Raw genomic sequence first — 20,148 nt, forward strand, 5'->3', positions numbered from 1 at the left:
CCCTTCCTCGTTCATCACCTCAAGGAGGCAATCATGCATCCCTACGATCACGCACGCTCGTCCGCACGTCGCTTTGGCGGACAATGGCAGGATTACTACCCCTGCCATGCCTGGTTCGATGCGACGAAATCGATCCAGTGCCGCTTTACGCACCGCGCGCTACGGCATCATCTCGAGGGGATCAAGGAAGCCCTCGCCGCCTTCGGGCCCGCGATCCAGAACAACGACGGCGCCAAAGTCGACCTTCGTCAGGTCGGGCTTCAGCATCTCGACGAGGATTGCGGCCTGATCCCGCAGGCGCGCGATTGGCTGATCGACCTTGATGCGCCGGATTGGCTTCCGGAAGAAGTCCCCGACTCCACCGAGCTTGCGGCGGCCAGCGCGCGGCGTTTTGGCGGCGAACCCGGGCCTTATCGCGCTCTGCACGACTGGTTCCTGGCGACGCAGAACTGGTGCGACGGCGCGGAGCACCTGCTGTTTCGCCATCATAGCTTCGGGATCTTCGAGGCGGAAACCCGCTTCGGACCCGCCCTCGACATCGGCAGCGAACGGCGCGTGCCGACGCGCGTGGTGGCGGAACGCCACGTCCAGACCGTGCTGGGTCGCGTTCCCGCGGCCGTCGACGCGCTGCGCCGGATCAGGGGCGCCCGCTGGATGCTCCAGGCGACCTCGCCACGGAAGCTCGGCCTCGACTGAAATCCATCATCAAGAACCCGCAAGAACCAAAGGAGAAAAATCATGAGCAATCCCGATGTTCGGAATTTCGTTGTCGTCTCGACCGCCCACGTCACCGAGCAGACGGCGCGCTGCCTCGACAGGACGCCGGCCAATCAATGGCCGTGTCTCGGCGGGCCCTACGGCGAATACGGATGGTTTGTCTATGCCCATGACGAGAACAGCCATGCGGGACCAGACCCGATCCCTGACGACCTGTTCGGCGTCATGACATGGGGACGCAAGCACGGCTTCGACTACATCCTCTTCGATTGTGATGGCGATCTTATCGAAGACTTGCCGAGCCACGATTGGTGATGCGGTTCGGTTCACCGTTTCAAAGGATGCCACGAAGTGCGGCGGATTCGCTCGCGTGGATCGGAGACCAAAAACCGAGAAAGAGCAAAAAAGAAGAAAATGAAAGGAATGAAAACCCGCTGCCGCATGCCCGGCCGGCGCGTCAAGGGTGAAGCTTCGCCCGCGTGCCGCGGCCCTTGACCCGCCGGACCGGAGAGGCGGCCGCCAGAGAGGTGTGACGAAGGACTGAAGTGATGAGGAGATCAGGCGGATCGCTCGCGCTTCAGCCCGGCCAGGCTGAAAGGAGCCGCCGATGCACACCTCACCCACCATACGCAAAGTCTTCGAGGGCGTCGCCACGCGTCCCGAGATGTATCGCATGTTTAACCGCCATCGTGGCGATCCGGCGATGACCAAAAGCGATGCCCAGCATCTCTTCGCCGGCGAGTGGTTCGAGATCGCCGAGCGCGAGCATGGCTACATGCTCGAGATCCTGCCGCCGCTGTGGATGCGCGCCGACATGTTCGCGATGCGCGAATTCTTGACCGGCAATGTCACGAGCGTTTTCTTCTCGCTCTGCATTGACGGCCACAAGCGCTTCTTCCACGGCTATTGCAATCTTTCCGATCGCGGCGCGCCGGAACGCATGAAGCAGGCGATCGTCGAGCGCGAGTCCCGACCGATCCGCGCCATGACGCGGGAAGAGCGCCTCGAACACATTTGGTCGAGCACCCACGATGATTATCGTGGCTATGCCGGCCCCGGCTGGCCCGCCGCTCTGCAGGGCAAACGCACGGTGCTGAAGCCGCTCGACGATCTCTCCGACGACGAGATCGCCGCCAAGCTGCCCGTGCAACTCCGCCACCTTCCGCCACTCGCGGCCTGATCGGGGGAGCAGTCCCATGCAGGGCGCCTATGACCGACTTCGCGTCCACGTCTTCGCGTCATGGCGTGACGTCGTGCGGGCTGCGAACACCCGCATCGCCAGAAAGCATCGCCGCGATCCGGCGATGAGAGAAGCCCGCAAGCGCTTCTACCGCGACATGCTCGGCTGCCATCAACGGCACCAGGATCTCGTCCTCATCTTCCGGCTCTGAGCCCCGCTCAGCGTCTCTCCCCCTTCCATCATCGCGCGTCTCGTAACCCGCCGAACGCTTTCGGCGGGGGCGATGACGCACGCTCAACTCTCGGAGCCCGCCCCATGGCGCACAACGACCCTTTCACACTCGATCTCTTCGGAGATACGTCCCTCTCGTCCGGCCTTGGCCTGGGCGTGACAGCCTTCCCCTCCACGATCGACGCCGACGATCACGATTGCCCTCGCGCGTCGCTCACGTCCCTTCCTGTTGCGGTCGCCCCCTCCTCCGCGAAGTCGGCTCCGACCCGCGGCCAGAATTTCTCTCTCGCCGCCTCGCGCGGGCTGGCCAAGACCTGGCGCGACCGCGCCAGGGACAATCTCGCCGCCATCCGGCTTGCGGCCGAGATCGAAGCCGAGGGACGCCCGGCGACGGCCGAAGAGCAGACGCGTCTGATGCGCTTCACAGGCTTCGGCGCTTCAGAGCTTGCCAACGGGATTTTTCGGCGTCCCGGCGACGACACGTTCCGCAAAGGCTGGGAGCAGATCGGCGAAGAGCTCGAAGGTCTCGTCGATGCCGCATCTTATGCGTCGCTCGCCCGCTGCACGCAATATGCCCATTTCACGCCGGACTATATCGTCCGGGCGGTGTGGGCCGGTGTCGAGCAGCTCGGTTTTCGCGGTGGCCGCGTGCTCGAACCCGGCATCGGCAGCGGTCTGTTTCCGGCGTTGATGCCCCCGGCGCTCCGCGACCTCTGTCACGTCACCGGCATCGAGCTCGATCCGGTGACCGCGCGGATCGTGAAGCTCCTGCAGCCGCGCGCAACCATCCTCAACGCCGATTTCGCACGGATCGAGCTGACGCCGCATTTCGATCTCGCGATCGGCAATCCGCCCTTCTCCGATCGCACTGTTCGCAGCGACCGCGCCTATCGCGGTCTTGGCTTGCGGCTGCATGATTATTTCATCGCAAAAGCGCTCCGATCCCTGAAGCCTGGCGGGCTCGCAGCTTTCGTCACCTCCTCCGGTACGTTGGACAAGACCGATGCGACCGCACGCGAGCACGTCGCGGCGATGGCTGATCTCGTCGGCGCGATCCGGCTGCCGGAAGGCAGCTTCCGGGCCGAAGCCGGCACCGACGTCGTCGTCGATATTCTGTTCTTCCGTAAGCGCCGCGACGGCGAATCCGCGGACGGCGACGGCTGGCTCGACCTCGCCGAAGTCCGATCTGCGACCGAGGACGAAGGGGCAATCCGGATCAACCGCTGTTTCGCCGAGCATCCAGAAATGGTGCTCGGCGAGCATGCTCTGCGGCGCGGCGTCTATGGGCCCGACGAAACCTACACCTGCCAGCCGCGCGCAGGCGCCGATCTGGAGCAGGCTCTCACCGCCGCAATCCTCCATCTCCCGGAGTCCATCTACGACGGCAACCCGGCAGCAGTCGGTCCCGATGACGCCGAGCCGGCAGCTCGCGGCGGGGACGAGCAGCGCGAATTCTCGGTTCGCGAGGGCAGCTATTTCATCGGAACGAACGGCGCCCTGATGCAGATCATCGATGGTGCGCCTGTTACCATCACGACCAGGAGAGGCCGTGCGGCCGACGGCATCTTCGAGAAGCATGCGCGTATTATCCGCAAGCTGATCCCGATCCGCGATGCGGTACGCGAAATCCTCAAATGCCAGGAGACCGATCAGCCGTGGAAACAGCCGCAGGTCCGGCTTCGCATCGCCTGGTCGAGTTTCGTCCGCGACTTCGGGCCGATCAACACCACCGTGGTGTCGTCGGTTGAGGACGAGGAAACCGGCGAAGCGCGCGAGACGCACCGCCGACCGAACCTTGCGCCCTTCACGGACGATCCCGATTGCTGGCTGGTCGCCTCGATCGAGGAATATGACCTCGAAACGAACACCGCCAAGCCTGGGCCGATCTTCACCGAGCGCGTGATCGCGCCGCCGCCGGCGCCGGTCATCGCCTCTGCGATCGACGCGCTCGCCGTCGTCCTCAACGAACGCGGCGCCGCCGACCCGGAGCACGTCGCGGAGCTTCTGCATCGTGATGTCGAGACCGTGCTCGCCGAGCTCGGCGATGCGGTTTTCCACGATCCGGAAAGCGGCGCATGGCAGACGGCGGACGCTTATCTTTCGGGTGCGGTGCGCTCCAAGCTCACGGCAGCCCGCACGGCCGCCGATCTCGATCCGGCGTTCGCCCGAAACGTCGCGGCGCTTGAGCAGGTCCAACCGCCGGATCTGCGGCCCTCCGACATCACCGCCCGCCTCGGCGCGCCCTGGATTCCGGTCGCCGATATCATCGGCTTCGTCAAGGAGACGATGGACGCCGACATCACTATCCACCACACGGCCGAACTCGCCTGCTGGACGGTCAATGCCCGGCAATTGTCGTGGACGGCGGCCGGCACCACCGAATGGGGCACCCATCGCCGTCATGCCGGCGAACTCCTTTCGGACGCTCTGAACTCGTCGATCCCGCAGATCTTCGACATCGTCAAAGACGGCGACAGCGAGCGGCGCATCCTCAACACGGTCGAGACCGAGGCCGCCAAGGACAAGCTCGCCAAGATCAAGACCGCTTTCCAGACCTGGATCTGGTCCGATCCCGATCGCACCGATCGCCTCGCGCGGCTTTACAACGACACCTTCAACAACATCGTGCCCCGTCATTTCGACGGATCGCACCTCAAGCTGCCGGGCGCCTCTGGCGCCTTTTCTCTTTATAGCCACCAGAAGCGGGCCATCTGGCGCATCATCGCTTCGGGTAGCACCTATGTCGCCCACGCCGTTGGCGCCGGCAAGACGCTCTCGATCGCGGCTGCGATCATGGAGCAGCGACGGCTCGGCCTGATCAACAAGGCGATGCTGGTCGTGCCCGGCCATTGCCTCGCGCAGGCCGCGCGCGAGTTCCTGGCCCTCTATCCGAACGCGCGCATCCTCGTCGCCGACGAGACGAATTTCATGAAGGAGAAGCGGCATCGTTTCCTGTCGCGCGCGGCGACGGCGAATTGGGATGCGATCATCATCACCCATTCGGCCTTCAAGTTCATTCCGGTCCCGTCAGCGTTCGAGCAGGCGATGCTGCAGAACGAACTGGAGGCCTATGAGGAGTTGCTGACCCGCATCGACTCGCAGGACCGGCTTTCGCGCAAGCGCGTCGAGCGCATGAAGGAAGGGCACAAGGAGCGGCTGGAGGCGCTGGCCTCGCGCAAGGACGACCTCCTCACCATCTCCGAAATCGGCGTCGATCAGATCATCGTCGACGAGGCCCAGGAGTTCCGCAAGCTCTCCTTCGCCACCAACATGACGTCCTTGCGCGGCGTCGATCCGAACGGCTCGCAGCGCGCCTGGGACCTCTATGTGAAGTCCCGCTTCATCGACGTAAAGAATCCCGGCCGCGCCTTGGTGCTCGCTTCCGGCACGCCCATCACGAACACTCTCGGCGAGATGTTCACGGTGCAGCGGCTGATGGACCATGCGGCGCTCCGCCAGCGTGGCCTGCACGAGTTCGACGCGTGGGCCTCCACCTTCGGCGACACCTCGACCGAGCTTGAGCTTCAGCCCTCGGGCAAATACCGGCCGGTCACGCGGTTCTCGCAATTCGTCAACGTTCCGGAGTTGATCGCCATGTTCCGCTCGTTTGCGGACGTGGTGCTGCCGAAGGACCTGCGCGACTATGTGAAGGTGCCTGTCATCTCTGGCGGCACGCGCCAGATCATCACGGCAGAGTCGACGCCGGCCTTCAAGGCCTATCAGGCCCTGCTCGCCCAGCGCATCACCGCGATCGAGGAGCGCGACCGCGCGCCTGAGCCCGGCGACGACATCCTGCTCTCCGTCATCACCGACGGTCGACACGCGGCGATCGACCTGCGCCTGGTCGATTCGGTGCAGGATAATGAGGAGGGCAATAAGCTCAACGCCCTCATCGCCAACGCCTTCCGCGTCTGGACGGAGACAGGTGACCACACCTATCGCCGCAAGGACGGCCAGGCCTTCGAGAGGCCCGGCGCCGGCCAGCTCATCTTCTCCGATCTTGGCACGATCGCGGTCGAGGCCTCACGCGGCTTCTCGGCCTACCGCTGGATCCGCAACGAGCTCGTGCGGCTCGGTGTGCCAGCGTCCGAGATCGCCTACATGCAGGACCACAAAAAGTCGGAGGCCAAGCAGCGCCTGTTCAACGACTTCAACGCCGGCAAGGTGCGCATTCTCCTGGGCTCGTCCGAAACGATGGGTACCGGTGTCAACGTGCAGCTTCGGCTGAAGGCCTTGCATCATCTCGATGTGCCGTGGCTTCCCTCGCAGATCGAACAGCGCGAGGGCCGGATCGTCCGGCAGGGCAACCAGCACGACGAAGTCGATATCTTCGCCTATGCGACGCTCGGGTCGCTCGATGCCACCATGTGGCAAAACAATGAGCGGAAGGCGCGGTTCATCGCCGCCGCATTGTCGGGCGATACCAGCGTGCGCCGCCTCGAGGACCTTGGCGAGGGTCAAGCGAACCAGTTCGCCATGGCGAAAGCCATCGCATCAGGCGATCCGCGCCTGATGCAGAAGGCGGGACTTGAAGCCGAGATCGCGCGCCTCGAAAGGCTGCGCGCCGCCCATATCGATGATCAACACGCCATCCGTCGACAGCTTCGCGACGCCGAGCGTGAGATCGACCGCGCCACGCGGCGCATCGACGAGATCGGACACGATATCGCGCGGTTGAAGCCGACGACCGGCGAGGCCTTCGCAATGAGTGTGAAGGGAACGCCTTTCACGGAGCGCAAGCTCGCCGGTCGCGCTCTCATGCAGGAGATTCTGACTCTCGTGCAGCTCCAGCACGAGAAGGCGGTCGTCATCGCCTCGATCGGCGGATTCGATCTCGAGTTCGATGGGCGTCGTGTCGGACGTGAGGGCTACATCTACACGACCATGCTGGCGCGCACAGGCGCCAGCTTCGAGATCGAACTCGGCATGACCGTCACGCCGCTCGGCGCCGTCGCCCGCCTTGAACATGCGCTCTCCAACTTCGAGGGCGAGCAGGAGGCTTATCGGAATCGCCTGACAGACGCGCGCCGGCGCCTCACCACCTACGGCCCCCGCGTGGGAGAGGCCTTTGCCTTCGAGGCCGAACTCGATCTCAAGCATGACGCGCTCGCCGCGATCGAGGCTGAGCTTGCCGTCAGCGATCCCGATCCGAAAAAGCCGGTGGACAGCCTGGCGGCATGAGGGGGCGAAAAGAAAACCTCCTCGCAGAGCGGCCAGATCAGCGCCGCTGACGCTCAACCGACCGCCTCGCGATCCCGGCCACGGCGCGCTCGCAGGGCGCTGAAGCACCCCGCTCCCGCCTGCCGGGCAGGGATGCTCGCCGGCAGTTGCGCCGCCCCGCCCGCCCTGCGGGCCGGAAGGGGTCTTCGGAAAGAAGACGAGAGGGACCGTGAGGAAAACGCGGTCCGCAACCCCGAAATGGAGAAATACCATGAGACTAATGACAGTCGATCCGCGCGCGCTTAAGCCCAATCCGGATCCGACGCGACGTACGGCTGCGGCGCCGCAGGCCGACGCACTCCTGCTGGCGACGATCAAGGCCGTTGGCATCGTGCAGCCGCCGATCATCTCGCCGCAGCAGGATGGCGGCAACGGCTTTTACATCCAGTATGGCCATCGTCGCGTCTCCCAGGCGATCGCCGCGGATCTCGCCGAGATCGAAGTGCTCGTCGCCGATCCCGAGACGGACAAGGATGCGCTCCGCGCCCTCGTCGAGAACGTGGCGCGCGAGGGCATGAACCCGGTCGACCTGTGGCGTTCGATCGAGCGGCTGGTCGGGCTTGGCTGGACCGAGGAATCGATCGCCATCGCGCTCGCCCAGTCCGTGCGTCAGGTCCGCAAGCTGCGACTCCTCGCGAACGTCCTGCCGGCGATGCTCGACCAAATGGCTCGGGGCGACATGCCGAGCGAGCAGCAGCTCCGCGTCATCGCGGCCGCGACCGACGAGGAACAGGGCGAGGTCTGGAAGAAGCATAAGCCGAAGAAGGGTCAGCCGACCGTTTCCTGGAGCGAAGTGGCGCGCGCCCTGACACGCACCCGCATGTATGCGCGTGACGCGAGCTTCGACGATGATCTCGCCAAGGCCTACGGCATCGTCTGGCAGGAGGATCTGTTCGCGCCGGCTAACGAGGACAGCCGCTACACGACCGACGTCGACGCCTTTCTCGGCGCCCAGCACGAATGGATGGCCAGTCATCTGCCGAAGCGTGGCGCCATCATCGAGGTCAACGAATGGGGCCAGCCAAAACTGCCGGCGAAGGCTGAGCGCGTCTATGGCAAGCCTGGCAAATCCGACCACGTCGGCATGTATCTCGATCGTGCCGGCAAGGTCGAGACGGTCGCCTATCGGGTCCCGAAGCCGGACAAGAAGACCAAGGGCGCCCTGGCCGGAGGCGACGACGCAGCCGCGGTGGCGAAGCCAAGGCCGGACGTGACGCGCAAGGGGCACGAGATGATCGGCGACATCCGCACCGATGCGCTGCACGAAGCGCTCGGCCGTGCGCCGATCGAGGAGGACACTCTTCTTGCCCTGCTCGTTCTGGCCTTCGCCGGTCAGAACGTCAGCATCGCCTCGGGTGCATCGGACAATCCCTACGGCCATGCACGGGTCGAGCGGCACGTCGTTCGGCTCATCTCGCAAGAGGGCAAGCTCGACTTCGACCGGGAGACTCTGCAGCAGGTCGCCCGGTCCGTCCTGAGCGATGTCCTTTCGTGCCGTGAGAACCGCTCGGACAGCGGCGTCGTCGCGCGCATCGCCGGCGAAGCGATCGGCGCGGACGCCTTCCTGCCGAACATGGGTACGGAGGAATTTCTGTCCTGCCTCTCGCGTTCCGCGCTCGAAGGCGCCTGCGCGGGCACCTCTGTCCTGCCCCGCCCTCGGGTCAAGGACACGAGGGCCGAGCTCGTGAAGCACTTCGCCGATGGCCAGTTCGTTCATCCGAGCGCGCTGTTCGCCCCGCCGCTTGAGACCGTCACAGCGTGGGTCGGTCGCTTCTCCGGCGACACCGATCCGGACGATGAACTCGATGGACCGTCGGACGAGTCCGACGCCCAGGCCGAGGACACGGGGGCGGACGACGACACGCCCGCTGGCTTTGCCGAGGCCGCCGAATAACGGCTGTCCTGCCTTTTCCAACGATCTCCGCCGCCAGCCCCCAGCTGGCGGCGGTTCTGCTTCTCCATCACCGACAGGAGGACATCATGTCCGCGCAATCGATCTATGACCAAGCGCCGATCGGCGCGCTCATCCGCTATTCGGACGGCACGCCGCGGCCGCCGCAGCGATTCAAGAACAAACTTGCGGCCTGGGAGAACAACAACAATGTCGGACGTCTCGTCCGCAAAGCCGAGTCCCACACAATCGGCAACCACACGACACCGGCGAGTTTCACGCTGCATCAGGGCGACTTCGGCAGCGCCGGCGTGGTGGTGCTCAAGATCTTCAAGACCTTTTCCGTGGGTTCGCCATTGGCATTCACCATCGTAGAGCGGCCGACGCCCGGGATGGTGCGGGTTCTCGATCGCACTGGTGGGCACGCCGAGCTTCTCCACCTTGCAGCCGATCGCCCCGCAGCGCAAGCCTGGCTCGCCTCGCATCGCTATTCCAATGCCGTGCTCGACGAGGTCATCGATGACGATACGGCGGCAGACTCTGACGAAGGGAGGGCAGCATGACCGCGCTTCGAACCTCCGGTCAGGCCAACAATCCCACCCCCGCCGCGGCGGGGGTTTTGTTCACCCGAACCCATGACGGTCTTCTCGTCGCCAAGGTCCGCGACAACGCCTTCGCGATGATGCCGGCCAGAAACGACCGGTATTATCTTGCCTCGGCCTGGCGGCTGTCGCGGCCGATGGAAGAATGGTCACGCAGCGATTTCTACGGTCATGGCGGCGAGCTCGCGGACGAAGCCGCGTTCCGCGCCTGCGTCCATGAGAATGCCGAACACCAGCGCCAGCGCGCCGCCCTCGGGCGCCGCGAAACCCGGTCCGGCGCGCATACACCCTGGGGCGCCTCGCAATGCGCGACCGTCTATGCAGACGGCGTCATCTCCCACTCGACCGCCGGGCACGGCGGCTTTCATCTCGATGCCGGGCATAATGCAAAGGTCCACCCGGCCCTTCGCGCGCGTGGCGGCTGGTACGAAGAGGACTGCGCGTGGGCGGCCGTCGCGCAAGCGCTTCCAGAATTGTTCACGGAGTACGAACGGCGTTGCGCCGATCAAACCATCCGCGACTGGTATCCCAACGCGTGGGAGGCGATTCATGGCCGCCCGCTCTTGCCAAGCGAATCTCACGAGAAGGATCGCCAGGCGTTCGAGCGAGATCACGTCTCCGACTGGATCGTGATCTCGGCAATCCGCTCCGATCACCATCGCGGCATGACGGAATGCGTCGCAACGCTCGGCGGCGATCGCCGCGCGGCCGAGCAGCGGCGCTATCTCGTGCCGTCCGACGAATATCACGTCGGCCGATTTGGCTTCGTGATCAATGAGGCGCGCCACCGACTCTACGGCGGTCGTTCCAACTTTGTCGGATGGAGGTGACCCATGCCCTGGCGCCTCATCGCAAAAGCCTTCGGCTGGCGCACGGCCGCTGACGAGGACGGCCCGACACCTATCCTCGTCGTCTGGCATCCCCGCCTTAGACGGCATTTTACTGGGTCCGAAGCCTGGAAGCGCGCCGTGCATCTCTCCATCCATGCGCCGCAACCCTATCCGGCAGACGCCGACAGAAAGGAGATTCAGTCATGAAGGCCTACCTTGTCGCCGTGAATCTCCTCGTGCAGGCCCATCATCGCCCCGAGAGCGCCATCGCCGATGCGCTCAATGGCATCCTGACGCCGGATATGCGCAAGCATGCCGGCGGCAACTCGGCGCTTGTCGACTGGGCGATCGCCGGCGACGACATCGCATCGTCCATCGCGGCAGTCACTCTTCCGGATGACTACATGCCGGACGAGTCGGCCTTCCCGCTATGGCCCACGGGGACGGTGCGATGACCGAACCGTCCGAACAGCGCATGCTGCCGCCGCGCATGGAAGTCGCGCAAGCCGAGACGCAGCGCCATCTCGGCATCATCGAGCGTCAGATCGCAGCACGCGCCGAACGTCTGACGATCACCGATCGGGCGAAACGCCGGCGCCACGGCCGTGGCGCATCGACCTGGACAAACGCCGATGAGCGGCTGTTTCAGGAGCATGTCGCGAAGCTCACTTTGGCCCGTCGCGGCGAGATCGACGCTCTCACGCGCAAGCTCGATCGGCAGGAGAAAGCGATCGCCGAGTTTCGTTCATGCCAGCTCGTTTCCGCAGCGTGGCGATGAGGAGACAGAGGGCCGCACCAGTCGGAGTGCGAACCGCGTGCGAGGAATCCATGGCGCCGGCCGAGAGGACGTCGGTCTGGCACGACCTCTCACGGTCTCGGCAGCAGGTTTGTCCCTTGGCCGTCACCCCCTCGGTTTGTGCTGCGGTCTGAACCGGCCGCGGTCCGCTTCAAGGGCAAGTCGCAAGCGATCGGCGGCCGCCGTCTCGTCATGGGGAGCCGCGTCCTTCGCAGGCCTGAAGGCCCGCTCGTCCGCAACCCGCCCATGCTCGCCTTGGCGGCCACCGCCCCCTGAAGCGGCCCGCTGAAGCCGGTTCTGGTCGACCGCACCCGAGGGAGCGACGGCCAAAGGGCCCGATCGCTTCCCAAGGCGAAACCGAGAAAGGATCTCATCATGACCAAGACCGCCCGTTCCCCTCGCGCCCCTGCCCGCGTCATCCCACTTCGCCGCGGCACGACCCTCGAAATGGTCCGCCTGGCCTGCCCCGACTCCGCCCAGGCGCTCCGCATCTCCGAGAGCTTCGGCCTCGCGATCCTCGACAGCGACGGCATCCGCGACCTGCACGAACGGCTCATCGTCGAAACCGCCGATGCCCTGAAGGACGGCTTGAGTGAGCGCGCCATGCAGATTCATCTGCAACGCATCGTCGGCTCCTACGTGGGATCGGCCCATGGCGCCGGCCAATTCTACTCCCGGGCCGTCACCGAAGCGCGCGATGCGACTGCCAAGCTCGCCAACGAAAGCCGTGACGAAGATCTCGACGGCCCCGTTGGTTTCGAGAGTGCCGCGCAACGCAAGCGCGAGTTCGCGGCCGACATGGCTCTCCAGGCTCACGCCTTGAGCATGGCCGCCGAAGGCGCTGTCGCCGCCTACAAGCACGTCGTCGGCGAGACCTGGAAGCCCTTCGAACGCCAGGTCGAACACGCCGGCGAAACCGTCGGTCGCAAGGCCGCTGAACTCCAAATGGCCGCCCTCGGCTAGCCGCTTGGGCGGGGCAATGCCCCGCCCATCGCGACCACCGCCACCAACAGGCCGACCCCTCACGGGGTCGGCCTTTTTGCGTGTCGCGCGTCGAAGCGATGCACCGCGAAGATCAAATGAAACGAAAATTCGGGTCGGTAGCACCCATCGCGGCCCCGTCCCGCGTAGAGGTCCTGCTCCGGCCGGTTTGTCCGCGCAACGGCTCCGCCGTCCTCCACTGCGTTGCGGCCCTTTCACTACGATCCCCTATCGCGACCATGCCGATGCGGGTGCGCGGACCTCCCAGTCCTGCGCAGCGGACCTCGTGACGGGGCCGCGATGGGCGCGGCCTCCAACGGAGGTCAGTATCATGAACCGGAAACAGGAAAAGCCCCGTGCGGACATTTACGCCCGCATCACCGATCGCATCATCGGCGATCTCGAGCGTGGCGTGCGGCCGTGGACGCGGCCATGGGCTGTTGCCAACACTGCCGGCCGCATCACGCGGCCGTTGCGACACAACGGTCAGCCCTACAGCGGCGTGAACGTCATTCTCCTCTGGTCCGAGGCGGTTGCGAAGGGCTTTGCGTCGCCGATCTGGATGACGTTCAGGCAGGCCGCTGAACTCGGTGGTCACGTGCGCAAGGGCGAGATGGGCACTACCGTCGTCTATGCCAGTCGTTTCACGCGGACCGAAACTGACGGCAATGGCGATGACGTCGAACGCGACATCCCGTTTCTCAAGGCTTACACCGTCTTCTGCGTCGATCAGATCGATGGACTGCCGGAACAGTATTACGCGCGGCCCGCAGCGGCCCCGGTTATTGTCGAACGGAACGCGGCCGCCGATGTGTTCTTCACAAACACCGGCGCTGTGGTGCGTCACGGCGGCGCACAAGCGTTCTACGCACCATCGACCGATCATGTCCAAATGCCGCCGATCGAGAGCTTTCGCGATGCGGCGTCGTACGTTGCCGTGCGGGCGCACGAGACGGTCCATTATGCCGCCTTCCGGATTATGCCGCGCCGATGTGCCTTTCCGCGGACAGGTGAGCAGCATCGGCGCCGCATGTCGGCATAATCAGAGCGCCTCAAGGAAGGCGAGCAGCTTGTCGTCGGGGCGGTAACGGCCAGGCGGCGCCTTGACGGGCTGTGTTCGCGCCATTGCCTTTTCCTTCAGCTGGATGTCGGCGTGAATGTACATCTGCGTGGTCTCGACCGATTCATGGCCAAGCCAGAGCGCGATGACGGTACGATCGACGCCGTTCTGCAGGAGCTGCATTGCCGCGCTGTGGCGAAGCACGTGCGGCGTGACGCGCTTCTTCTTAAGTGACGGGCATTTCCTGGCCGCTACGATGACGTGCGTGCGCACGATCTGCTCGACGGCGTCACGGCTCAGCCGCTGATTGCGATTGCTAACGAAGACGGGATCGGTCGACGCGCCGCTGCGCTCGGCGAGCCAGTCGCGGAGCACCTTGGCGCTGTCCTTGCGGATCGGTGTTGCCCGCTCCTTGCGCCCTTTGCCCATGCACCTGACGTGCGCGCTCGTGCCGAGCACGATATCGCCGCACGACAGGCTGATCAGCTCCGAGACGCGTAATCCGGTCTGGAGCGCGAGCGCCAGCAACGCCCGATTACGACGGCCGTGCCACGTCGATAGATCCGGTGCTTGGATCAAGGCCTCGATCTCGGCGCGCGTCAGATAGTCGATCGCGCGCTTCTCGTGGCGCTTCGCGGGCATGGCCAGGACACGCTGGCAATGGTGCAGGAGCTGCGGCTCGTTCACAGCCACATACTTGAAGAACGACCGGATTGCCGACAGACGGGCATTCCGGCTGCGAGCACAGTTGCCGCGCGTGCTCTCGATGTCAGCCAGGAACAGGCCAATCAGGTCGGCGTCGATGTCGACCACCTGCAGCCCCGTCGGCGGCCGTCGAAGCTGATCGGCCGCGTATTTGAGCAGCAGCCGGAACGTGTCTCGGTAGCTCGAGACCGTGTTCGGGCTCGCCTTCAACTGAGTTCCGAGGCGCTCGGTGAAGAAGCGTTGCAGATAGGTGGGAAGCGGATGCGTCTTCATCGTGCACCGCCTTTCCTCGGAGCATTCTCGGCGAGGGAGCGCTCCGCGCGCTTCGAGGCGAGCTGCAGCAACTCCGGCACCGCCTCAATGTACCAGTACGTGTGATCGGGCTTCACATGGCCGAGATAGGTGCTGAGCCTGAGCATCTCCCGATCCGGGTCGAGCCCCTTGCGGTACCAGCCCATGATGGTGCGGACGGCGAACGTGTGACGCAGATCGTGGATGCGCGGTCCACGCCCGTGCTTGCAGAAGCGCTGTGCCTCGCGCAGTCCCATTTCCTGGGAGACGACCGCGAAGTTGTAGCGTGCGCTGCAGTCGGTCGGCCGCCGGCCATCGTCGTTGCAGAAGAACGCCCCCGTTGTGATCCCGAGAAGTCGAGTGCGTTCGGCGCGGTAGGCCGCAAGACGGTTGACAGTGCTTGGCGCGATCGGCACGAAGCGGGCCTTGCCGTTCTTGCCGCGCTTCACCGTGATCACGCCGGCGTCGAGATCGACGTCGTCGTCGTCGAGCTTCAAGGCTTCATTGATGCGCAACCCAGTGACGGCGATGAGCCCGAACAGGGTCGAGTAGGTCCAGCCTCGCAGGTCATAGCGCGATCGCAGCCTGGCGGCGCGTGCAACCACTGTCGCAACCTCTTTGTCGGAGTAAATGTAGGGCCGTGGCCGATGCCATTTGGCCGGGATAAGTCCGGGCGGCGGCACCTCGGTTCGTTCGTCATACCCCTTCAGCCAACTGGCAAAGGCACGCACCATGCCCAGCCGATGTGCCCACGTGTTGTTGCTGGCCGTGCCGAACGCGGCCTTCCAGCGCAGGAATAGATCGACCGTGATGTGATCGACGGCCTCGCGATCGGCGAAGGCGGTGAACACGCGCAAGACGCGTTCTTCGAAGATCAGGTCGAAGCCAAGACTACGCCGGACGGCGAGGTAGTCCGCGAGTTGCTGCGAGAGAGTCGTCATGCCCGACCTCCCTCGACCGGCCAGGCGCGCGCGATCGAGCGCAGCCCCTCAATATCGTGCTTGGCGTAAATGGCCGTCGATGCACGTGAGCGATGCCGCAACACGTCGCCGATCTCGTCGAGCGAGGCACCCTTGCGCAGCATGTCAGTCGCTAGGCTGTGGCGCAGCAGATGCGAGCCAATGTATTTCTGCGGCGGCCGGAGCCCGGTCTCCTTGAATGCCGCGCGCAGCACCGTATTCAGGATCTGCGCATTGACGAAGGGCCGATACGGCACCTTGTGAGAGACGAACAAGGTGCGCGACGATCCACGGCGACCATTCCGGATGTAATCGACGATGGCCTTGCCGGCGTCCTCGGGCAGCGGCATGCGGTCGTGCCGCTTGCCCTTGCCCCGGATCAGGATCGTGCCGGACCGCCAGTCGATATCGTCGAGTTGGATCGCGATCACCTCCGGCGCGCGCAGGCCGAGGCGAGCCAGAATCATCAACATCGCGTAGTTGCGCCGACCGACGGCGTCCGGCGCCCAGACTGCATCGATTAGCCGCTCAATCTCTTCCGGCTTCAATGATCGCGGCAGGTGCGACGCGCGTCCTGTCGCCACGCGCGGAAGGCTGCTCGCCAGATCGCGCTTCGTTTTTCCACTCCAGAACAGGAAGCGGAACAGGCTGCGCAAGTGCGTCGGCGGAGTCTTGTCCCGGTACGATATCTTCCGACCCATGATATCGCACAGGAACTTCACGACGTCAGCCGGTGTGATGTCGTTGAGGTTGCCGAGCTTCTCGCCGAAGCGGAACGTCATGAAGCGATCGAGGAATCGCACGCAGTGGTAGATCGTCGCCTCGGTCAGCCCTCGCTGCTCGCGAAGATAGACCTCGTACTCCGCTTGCAGGCGTTCGAGCGCCGTCGGCACCTTCTTCGTAGGCTTAGGTCGCTCGGCAACACCGGCCTCGACCAAAGCATCTATGAAGCGTTCCAGGCAGTATATCTTCTTATTGTATTCGTTCGGGCATATCCCTTTGAGTGCTGCCGCGCGAACTTTCGACAGCGTCTGGCCGACAAGCTGGCCTTGGCCGAGACCTCGGCGGGCGACCTCCTGACAGAACAGAGCTGTTGCACCAGCGTAGGTTCGCATCGTCGCAGGCGCATAGCCCTGATCGGCGAGTTTCTGCAGGAATAGCGTGCAATAGGGCCGCAGCCAATCTGGCGAGACGTCGGCTGCTGTAGGCTTCTTAACTTTCCAGGGCATGGTGCTTCCTTCCGTTGATTGGAAGGAGTAAGGGCCCACGACCTGGGCAGAGCATGTGAGGCGAGCCGACGTGATTCCTGTGCAAAACTCATGACCCAGCAGCGATTTCGCAGTGCCAATCGATGGTCACTGTCGCGTCCGTTTTGCTGCTAAGGACCACTTACGGAACGCTTCACGCGTCTCCTCGTCCATCGGAAAGAAGCTTTCGATGCGCAGTTCCTGCAACGTGATGTCCTGAGGCGTGCCAATGTTGCGATGGTCGTAAACAAATTGGTCGGGCAGCGCACAGTCCGATTATGCCGACATGCGGCGCCGATGCTGCTCACCTGTCCGCGGAAAGGCACATCGGCGCGGCATAATCCGGAAGGCGGCATAATGGATTTTATGCCGATATCGGCATAAGGTCCATTGGACGGCTCCCGCGCATCGCGTCAACCGCGACCTTAGCCGCTACCACAAGGATCGAAGCGAACGCGCACGCGAGGATATGTGGCGGAACTCGGAAGCTGCTTTCTCTGCGCCGATCTCGGAATCGTGCCCGAACTCGAACCGCGGCCGGATCACGCGAGCTACCTCGCCTCCTGGTTGGAGGTTTTGGCCAATGAGAAGCGCTTCATCTTCGCAGCAGCCGCGCATGCGCAGCGCGCCGTCGCCTACCTTCACGATTTGCAGCCGAAGGCCGCCGAAATCGGGGCGGCGGCATGACGAACATTCCACATCTCGATCGTCGCCAGGGGATGACCGCTCCGCCTTCGGAAACCACGATCAGCCTCTGCGTGTTGAGCCTCGGAGCCGGTGTCCAGTCCACCACGCTCGCGTTGATGGCTGCGCACGGTGTCATCGGTCCGATGCCCGACTGTGCCGTCTTCGCTGACACCGGCTGGGAGCCGGCCGCCGTCTACGACCATCTTTCTTGGCTGACTTCGTCGAACGTGCTGCCCTTTCCTGTCCACATCGTATCGGCGGGCAATATTCGCGAAAGCCTGCTCAGCGCCGCCCACGGCCAGCGCTGGGCGTCGATCCCCGCCTTCACACGCACGCTTGATCGTCGCGGCCGCGCCTCGATCGGCATGATGCGCCGGCAATGCACAAGCGAATACAAGATCGCGCCAATCCGGCGAAAAGTCCGTGAGCTCGCCGGCCTCGCGCGCAAACGATCGCCCACCATGCCCGTTATCGAGCAATGGATCGGCATCTCCATGGACGAGTCCGTCCGAATGAAGCCCAGCTTCGAGACATGGCGACTCAACCGCTGGCCGCTCATCGAAGAGAGAATGTCGCGCCAGGATTGCCTGGCGTGGCTCTCCCGGCACGACTATCCCCTGCCGCCCAAGAGCGCCTGCATCGGATGTCCCTTCCACAGCGACGCGATGTGGCGCGCCATGCGTGACGGAGATCCGGGCGCCTGGTCGGACGCTGTCGATGTCGACAGGACCATCCGCACCGGGCTGCGTGGCATCCGTGGCGAAGTGTACTTGCATCGCTCGGGCGTGCCGCTCGGTGAAGCCGACCTTTCGACGGAGGCGGACCGCGGCCAGCTCGACCTGTTCGCAAACGAATGCGACGGCATGTGCGGTCTCTGAACCCCAGCTTCTGCGACGTAAGCTCAACTGGAATAGTACATCTCGAATTCGACAGGATGCGGCGTCATTTCGAAGCGCACGACTTCCTGCATCTTGAGTTCGATATAGGCATTGATGAAATCGTCGGTGAAAACTCCACCGGACTTCAGGAATGTCCGATCTCGATCGAGATGGGAGAGCGCCTCGCGAAGCGACGCACTGACCGTCGGAATGTTTTGCAACTCCCGTCGCGGCAAATCATAAAGATCCTTGTCCATGGCCGGGCCCGGATCGATCCTGTTGGCGATTCCATCCAGTCCCGCCATGAGCATCGCGGCAAAGCCGAGATAAGGATTCGCCGCTGGGTCGGGGAACCGCACTTCAACCCGCTTCGCCTAGGGGTTGGTAGCATAGGGGATGCGGCAAGAGGCGGAGCGATTTCGCGCCGAATAGGCCAGCAGCACGGGTGCCTCGAAGCCCGGGACCAACCGCTTGTAGCTGTTCGTCGTTGGATTCGTGAAAGCGTTCACCGCTTTGGCATGCTTGATGATGCCGCCTATGTACCAGAGGCATTCCTGCGACAGATCGGCATAAAGCGAACCAGCAAACACTGGTTTGCCGCTCTTCCAGATCGATTGATGAACATGCATGCCGCTGCCATTGTCGCCGTAGACAGGCTTCGGCATGAAAGTGGCGGTCTTGCCCCATCGTTCTGCAACCTGATGCACGCAGTACTTCTGAATCTGCATGTGATCGGCCATCGTCGTCAGTGAGCCGAATTTGGTCCCGAGTTCGTGTTGCGCCGACGCGACCTCATGATGGTGCTTTTCAACCTTGACACCCATCTGCGCCATCATGGCAAGCATCTCGGACCGCAAGTCCTGTGCCGGGTCCTGCGGGGGTGCAGGAAAATAACCTGCCTTCGTCGCGATCCGATGCCCGAGATTGCCCTTCTCGTACTCTTTGTGCGAGTTGATCGGAAGCTCAGCGGCGTCCAGGATAAAACCCGTGTTGTAGGGATCCTCCGCAAATCGCACGTCGTCGAACACGAAAAACTCCGCCTCCGGACCGACGTACACCGCATCACCAATTCCGGTTGCTCGGAGATAGGCCTCTGCCTTCTTGGCAATACCGCGCGGGTCTCGGCCATAGGGCTCGCCGGTTGTCGGTTCGAGCACGTCGCATACAACAGACAATGTCGAGGCGGCAAAAAATGGATCGGTAGCCGCTGTCGAGGCATCCGGCATGAGCGTCATGTCCGACTCGTTGATTGCTTTCCAACCCGCGATTGACGAGCCGTCGAACATCGTGCCGTCCGTGAACATCTCCTCGTCCACCAGCGACACGTCAAAAGTGACGTGCTGCCATTTTCCCCGCGGGTCCGTGAAGCGGAGATCGACGTATTTGATGTCGTTGTCTTTGATTGCCTTGAGCACGTCTTCAGCGTTTTTCATGATATGCTTTCTCTCGGTCTGGCGGACGCCAGCCATCGTCTGATCATGTTTGATGAGTTCAAGCTCACGTCGCCCGCGAACTGTTTCGCGAGATTGCTCTTGGCGCGCGCCAGCAATCCCGCGACGAGTCGCGCGACTAGAGCTGGCGGCTATTGCGGATGATATGGAACAAGGCGCCGTTCAAACGGCTGCGATGAGTGCGAACCCGCGCCTAAGCAGCGGAGCGTCTGTGATTTGTGAGATCGCGGAGAAACAAAGTATTGGCGTTCAATCGGCATGGATAACCCACCTGCACAAAGGCGAAGTAGGAGTCATCAGCCAGGAACGGCGGTTAGAAGGGAACTCCATCCCTTTAGTTGCCGCTGAGTTACCCGCTGAATAAAGCGGAGTCAAATGCAGCGGACTAATATTGCAATGCCATTGCTTTGTTGTCCATGCCC

Annotated in this window: 16 protein-coding genes and 3 pseudogenes; 15 read left to right on the forward strand and 4 right to left on the reverse strand. The window is 63.7% G+C overall.

Annotation, left to right across the window (positions count from 1 at the left end; genetic code table 11):
* The first annotated feature begins 33 nt into the window (after positions 1 to 33).
* The 13 genes and pseudogenes from J0H39_23395 to J0H39_23455 all read left to right on the forward strand — a co-directional run bounded on the left by J0H39_23395 (position 34) and on the right by J0H39_23455 (position 13,412).
* Entirely contained in the window at positions 34 to 696 is a 663-nt protein-coding gene (locus J0H39_23395) for a hypothetical protein (GenBank protein ID MBN9499708.1), read from the forward strand.
* A gap of 42 nt (positions 697 to 738) precedes the next feature.
* Positions 739 to 1,032: a hypothetical protein gene (locus tag J0H39_23400; protein MBN9499709.1), complete on the forward strand. Its 294-nt coding sequence runs from the start codon at positions 739 to 741 to the stop codon at positions 1,030 to 1,032.
* A gap of 292 nt (positions 1,033 to 1,324) precedes the next feature.
* Complete coding sequence (locus J0H39_23405; protein MBN9499710.1) at positions 1,325 to 1,897, forward strand: DUF1419 domain-containing protein; 573 nt, start codon at positions 1,325 to 1,327, stop codon at positions 1,895 to 1,897.
* Between the two features lie 16 nt (positions 1,898 to 1,913).
* Positions 1,914 to 2,108: a hypothetical protein gene (locus tag J0H39_23410; protein ID MBN9499711.1), complete on the forward strand. Its 195-nt coding sequence runs from the start codon at positions 1,914 to 1,916 to the stop codon at positions 2,106 to 2,108.
* Positions 2,109 to 2,212: 104 nt separating this feature from the next.
* Complete coding sequence (locus J0H39_23415; protein ID MBN9499712.1) at positions 2,213 to 7,309, forward strand: DEAD/DEAH box helicase family protein; 5,097 nt, start codon at positions 2,213 to 2,215, stop codon at positions 7,307 to 7,309.
* A 250-nt stretch (positions 7,310 to 7,559) separates the two neighbouring features.
* Positions 7,560 to 9,242 carry a ParB N-terminal domain-containing protein gene (locus tag J0H39_23420; protein MBN9499713.1) on the forward strand — a complete coding sequence of 561 codons (1,683 nt, stop codon included), beginning with the start codon at positions 7,560 to 7,562 and terminating at the stop codon, positions 9,240 to 9,242.
* Between the two features lie 86 nt (positions 9,243 to 9,328).
* Complete coding sequence (locus tag J0H39_23425; protein MBN9499714.1) at positions 9,329 to 9,802, forward strand: hypothetical protein; 474 nt, start codon at positions 9,329 to 9,331, stop codon at positions 9,800 to 9,802.
* Complete coding sequence (locus J0H39_23430) at positions 9,799 to 10,671, forward strand: hypothetical protein (protein MBN9499715.1); 873 nt, start codon at positions 9,799 to 9,801, stop codon at positions 10,669 to 10,671. The genes J0H39_23425 and J0H39_23430 overlap by 4 nt, the downstream gene beginning before the upstream one ends.
* A 3-nt stretch (positions 10,672 to 10,674) precedes the next feature.
* Positions 10,675 to 10,878 (forward strand): hypothetical protein, encoded by a 204-nt coding sequence (locus J0H39_23435; GenBank protein MBN9499716.1) that lies wholly within the window; start codon positions 10,675 to 10,677, stop codon positions 10,876 to 10,878.
* Positions 10,875 to 11,126, forward strand: coding sequence for a hypothetical protein (locus J0H39_23440; GenBank protein ID MBN9499717.1), 252 nt, complete (start codon positions 10,875 to 10,877; stop codon positions 11,124 to 11,126). Before J0H39_23435 ends, J0H39_23440 begins: the two co-directional genes overlap by 4 nt.
* Positions 11,123 to 11,449, forward strand: coding sequence for a hypothetical protein (locus J0H39_23445; GenBank protein MBN9499718.1), 327 nt, complete (start codon positions 11,123 to 11,125; stop codon positions 11,447 to 11,449). Before J0H39_23440 ends, J0H39_23445 begins: the two co-directional genes overlap by 4 nt.
* Before the next feature lie 393 nt (positions 11,450 to 11,842).
* Positions 11,843 to 12,430 carry a hypothetical protein gene (locus J0H39_23450; GenBank protein ID MBN9499719.1) on the forward strand — a complete coding sequence of 196 codons (588 nt, stop codon included), beginning with the start codon at positions 11,843 to 11,845 and terminating at the stop codon, positions 12,428 to 12,430.
* 349 nt (positions 12,431 to 12,779) lie between these two features.
* A pseudogene (locus J0H39_23455) lies at positions 12,780 to 13,412 on the forward strand (DUF1738 domain-containing protein).
* 78 nt (positions 13,413 to 13,490) lie between these two features.
* Here the strand turns inward: J0H39_23455 and J0H39_23460 are convergent.
* Genes J0H39_23460 through J0H39_23470 form a run of 3 tightly spaced genes read right to left on the reverse strand, consistent with a single transcriptional unit; the run spans position 13,491 to position 16,578 of the window.
* Positions 13,491 to 14,486 (reverse strand): tyrosine-type recombinase/integrase, encoded by a 996-nt coding sequence (locus J0H39_23460; protein ID MBN9499720.1) that lies wholly within the window; start codon positions 14,484 to 14,486, stop codon positions 13,491 to 13,493.
* A complete protein-coding gene (locus J0H39_23465) occupies positions 14,483 to 15,445 on the reverse strand; it encodes a tyrosine-type recombinase/integrase (protein MBN9499721.1) in 963 nt (320 codons plus the stop codon). The genes J0H39_23460 and J0H39_23465 overlap by 4 nt, the downstream gene beginning before the upstream one ends.
* On the reverse strand, positions 15,442 to 16,578 hold the full coding sequence (locus tag J0H39_23470; protein MBN9499722.1) for a tyrosine-type recombinase/integrase: 1,137 nt from the start codon (positions 16,576 to 16,578) through the stop codon (positions 15,442 to 15,444). The genes J0H39_23465 and J0H39_23470 overlap by 4 nt, the downstream gene beginning before the upstream one ends.
* Before the next feature lie 493 nt (positions 16,579 to 17,071).
* Here J0H39_23470 and J0H39_23475 point away from each other — a divergent pair.
* Both J0H39_23475 and J0H39_23480 read left to right on the forward strand, forming a co-directional pair.
* Positions 17,072 to 17,397: pseudogene (locus J0H39_23475) on the forward strand (antirestriction protein).
* A 32-nt stretch (positions 17,398 to 17,429) separates the two neighbouring features.
* Positions 17,430 to 18,275: a hypothetical protein gene (locus J0H39_23480; GenBank protein MBN9499723.1), complete on the forward strand. Its 846-nt coding sequence runs from the start codon at positions 17,430 to 17,432 to the stop codon at positions 18,273 to 18,275.
* Between the two features lie 23 nt (positions 18,276 to 18,298).
* On the opposite strand, the pseudogene glnA reads toward J0H39_23480, so the two are convergent.
* A pseudogene (gene glnA, locus J0H39_23485) lies at positions 18,299 to 19,708 on the reverse strand (type I glutamate--ammonia ligase).
* Positions 19,709 to 20,148 lie beyond the last annotated feature (440 nt).

It is taken from the genome of Alphaproteobacteria bacterium (genome assembly GCA_017308135.1).
GTDB lineage: Bacteria > Pseudomonadota > Alphaproteobacteria > CACIAM-22H2 > CACIAM-22H2 > Tagaea.

What these genes read in the sequence shown, in the direction of transcription:
- J0H39_23395 (MBN9499708.1), top strand. Translation starts at nt 34, where the DNA reads ATGCATCCCTACGATCACGCACGCTCGTCCGCACGTCGCTTTGGCGGA.
- J0H39_23400 (MBN9499709.1), top strand. Translation starts at nt 739, where the DNA reads ATGAGCAATCCCGATGTTCGGAATTTCGTTGTCGTCTCGACCGCCCAC.
- J0H39_23405 (MBN9499710.1), top strand. Translation starts at nt 1,325, where the DNA reads ATGCACACCTCACCCACCATACGCAAAGTCTTCGAGGGCGTCGCCACG.
- J0H39_23410 (MBN9499711.1), top strand. Translation starts at nt 1,914, where the DNA reads ATGCAGGGCGCCTATGACCGACTTCGCGTCCACGTCTTCGCGTCATGG.
- J0H39_23415 (MBN9499712.1), top strand. Translation starts at nt 2,213, where the DNA reads ATGGCGCACAACGACCCTTTCACACTCGATCTCTTCGGAGATACGTCC.
- J0H39_23420 (MBN9499713.1), top strand. Translation starts at nt 7,560, where the DNA reads ATGAGACTAATGACAGTCGATCCGCGCGCGCTTAAGCCCAATCCGGAT.
- J0H39_23425 (MBN9499714.1), top strand. Translation starts at nt 9,329, where the DNA reads ATGTCCGCGCAATCGATCTATGACCAAGCGCCGATCGGCGCGCTCATC.
- J0H39_23430 (MBN9499715.1), top strand. Translation starts at nt 9,799, where the DNA reads ATGACCGCGCTTCGAACCTCCGGTCAGGCCAACAATCCCACCCCCGCC.
- J0H39_23435 (MBN9499716.1), top strand. Translation starts at nt 10,675, where the DNA reads ATGCCCTGGCGCCTCATCGCAAAAGCCTTCGGCTGGCGCACGGCCGCT.
- J0H39_23440 (MBN9499717.1), top strand. Translation starts at nt 10,875, where the DNA reads ATGAAGGCCTACCTTGTCGCCGTGAATCTCCTCGTGCAGGCCCATCAT.
- J0H39_23445 (MBN9499718.1), top strand. Translation starts at nt 11,123, where the DNA reads ATGACCGAACCGTCCGAACAGCGCATGCTGCCGCCGCGCATGGAAGTC.
- J0H39_23450 (MBN9499719.1), top strand. Translation starts at nt 11,843, where the DNA reads ATGACCAAGACCGCCCGTTCCCCTCGCGCCCCTGCCCGCGTCATCCCA.
- J0H39_23460 (MBN9499720.1), bottom strand. Translation starts at nt 14,486, where the DNA reads ATGAAGACGCATCCGCTTCCCACCTATCTGCAACGCTTCTTCACCGAG.
- J0H39_23465 (MBN9499721.1), bottom strand. Translation starts at nt 15,445, where the DNA reads ATGACGACTCTCTCGCAGCAACTCGCGGACTACCTCGCCGTCCGGCGT.
- J0H39_23470 (MBN9499722.1), bottom strand. Translation starts at nt 16,578, where the DNA reads ATGCGAACCTACGCTGGTGCAACAGCTCTGTTCTGTCAGGAGGTCGCC.
- J0H39_23480 (MBN9499723.1), top strand. Translation starts at nt 17,430, where the DNA reads ATGACCGCTCCGCCTTCGGAAACCACGATCAGCCTCTGCGTGTTGAGC.